This window comes from Microbulbifer mangrovi (assembly GCF_002009015.1).
GTDB classification, from domain to species: domain Bacteria; phylum Pseudomonadota; class Gammaproteobacteria; order Pseudomonadales; family Cellvibrionaceae; genus Microbulbifer; species Microbulbifer mangrovi.
This window is the reverse complement of the sequence record NZ_LZDE01000122.1, coordinates 1-1,982: the sequence shown is the minus strand read 5'-3', so window position 1 is coordinate 1,982 and position 1,982 is coordinate 1. Positions and strand designations below refer to the sequence as shown.

The 1,982-nt window shown below is 58.7% G+C and carries 3 protein-coding genes; 2 read left to right on the top strand and 1 reads right to left on the bottom strand.

Features of this window, described 5'->3' with window-relative positions:
* The coding region (locus tag B4U49_RS00650; RefSeq protein ID WP_158078519.1) for a S8 family serine peptidase at positions 1-249 on the top strand (249 nt) is incomplete at its 5' end.
* Positions 250-380: 131 nt separating this feature from the next.
* Here B4U49_RS00650 and bioD read toward each other — a convergent pair.
* On the bottom strand, positions 381-1,088 hold the full coding sequence (gene bioD / locus B4U49_RS00645; RefSeq protein ID WP_078082677.1) for a dethiobiotin synthase: 708 nt from the start codon (positions 1,086-1,088) through the stop codon (positions 381-383).
* A 320-nt stretch (positions 1,089-1,408) separates the two neighbouring features.
* Between bioD and B4U49_RS00640 the strand changes: the two genes are divergently transcribed.
* On the top strand, positions 1,409-1,900 hold the full coding sequence (locus tag B4U49_RS00640) for a L,D-transpeptidase family protein (RefSeq protein WP_078082676.1): 492 nt from the start codon (positions 1,409-1,411) through the stop codon (positions 1,898-1,900).
* Positions 1,901-1,982 lie beyond the last annotated feature (82 nt).

Genomic DNA, 1,982 nt, shown 5'->3' with positions numbered 1-1,982 from the left:
GGCACCTCCATGGCCACCCCGCACGTTTCCGGTATCGCCGCGAAAGTGTGGAGCCACTTCCCACAGTGCAGCGCCAACGACATCCGCCTGGCCCTGCGTGCTTCCGCAGCCGACCTGGGTGAACCGGGTTACGACTACAACACCGGCTGGGGCCTGGTGCAGACCAAGGCGGCCTTCGACTACCTGGCGGCCAACGGCTGTAAATCGTCTAACAATATTCTCCGCGGCGGCGACGGCAGCGCGCGCTGATCCCCGCAGACAATGTTTAGAGTGTAAAACCGTGAGTGGTTTAAGGGGCCACACCGAATCCCCATAACCAGCGCCAGGGACGGCGCGACTCTGGCAGCCTGCTCAGGCTGCCTTTTTTGTTTGTGAGAAATTCAGTTTTCGCGACTGGCCGGCAACAACGGGGTGAGATCCAGATGCGCCGCGCCATTGCGGTAATCGCCCTGTTCATCGTGGGGAACCACGCCCAGGCAGGGCGCAGGGAGCAGTGCATTCAGGGTCATCAGGTTCTGCTCCGCGCGCGGCATGTCTTCCATCGGCCCGCGAGCAAAGTTCGCCACCCAGCCCGCCAACGGCAGCCCATCGCGGTGAATCGCCTCCGCGGTGAGCAGCGCGTGATTGATACAACCCAGCTCCATATTCACCACCAGTATCACCGGCAACTCCAGCTCCTTCGGCAGGTCCGAGAGGAACATGCGCGGCGCCAGCGGTACCCGCCAGCCGCCCGCACCCTCGATCAATACCAGATCCGGCTTGCCGCTCATCACCCCGCGACAGATACCGACAAGACGAGACGGATCGAGCCGCTTGCCCGCCTCCATCGCCGCAATATGGGGCGCCACCGCCGGCTCCAGGGCTACGGGGTTGACCTGCTGGTAATCCAGATCCTGGGTCATGGCATCCATCAGGGTCAGCGCATCACTGTTGCGCAGACCTTCCGGGGTGGACTCACAGCCGGAGGCCACTGGCTTCACAGCCGCTGTCTGCAGCCCGCGCAATCGCGCCGCTTCGAGCAGCGCTGCGGTGATATAGGTTTTACCGACTTCGGTGTTGGTGCCGGTCACAAAAAACGTACTGGTCACGGAATCTTCCTCAGTGTGTTCGGTCTTTTTTATTTGACGCCTCTTTAAACGTGGTCTACTTGGTGATAAATTGACCACTCAGAGCATTAATCATACAACCCACTTCGCCATAAAGCGGTTCGAGTTAGGATAATTGCCTAACAAATGCCCCGAACCTGGTTCGGGGCGACAGCGAAGGACAGCGCTGTCATAACGCTATTGCGTTACATAGTCGCAACGCGCAACCAGATTGCGTGCCGCTTTGACGGCCGCAGTCGGAAGTGCGAGAGCACGGAAGCTGACTGTTTAGCCCCGGAATGTCACAACTACCGATGAGAGCCATGCGATATTTAAAACTCAGCCTGATTGCCCTTCTCCTGACGCCGACCCTGGTTTTTGCCAAGATCAAACCAGTGGATGAGGTCGTGGTGTACAAATCCAAGCACCTGATGCAGCTGAAACGCAACGGTAAGGTTGTGAAAAGCTACAAGGTGGTGTTCGGTAAAAACCCGGTGGGCCACAAGCAGTACGAGGGTGACTCGCGCACGCCAGAGGGCCGCTACACGCTGAACTGGAAAAAGAAGAACAGCACTTACTATCGCGCCATTCAGGTTTCCTACCCGAACGCGACTGACCGCGCACGGGCGAAAAAACTGGGCCGCAGCCCGGGCGGCGCGATCATGATCCACGGCCAGAAGCCGCACTGGAAAGGTATCGAAGAGTACCTGACTCGCATGAACTGGACCGATGGCTGTATCGCGGTAACCAACCCGCAGATGGATGAGATCTGGGCGATGGTCGATACCGGTACCCCGATTGAGATTTTCCCGTAACTCCTGAACCGCCTCTATTCGAAGCACAGGGATATGAATCGAAGGCCAAGTGCCGGGTGCAGGTTTTCAGGAGCGTCGCAAA

Excerpts from the sequence above, each read along its gene's own strand:
- B4U49_RS00640 (WP_078082676.1), top strand. The coding sequence starts at position 1,409 with ATGCGATATTTAAAACTCAGCCTGATTGCCCTTCTCCTGACGCCGACC.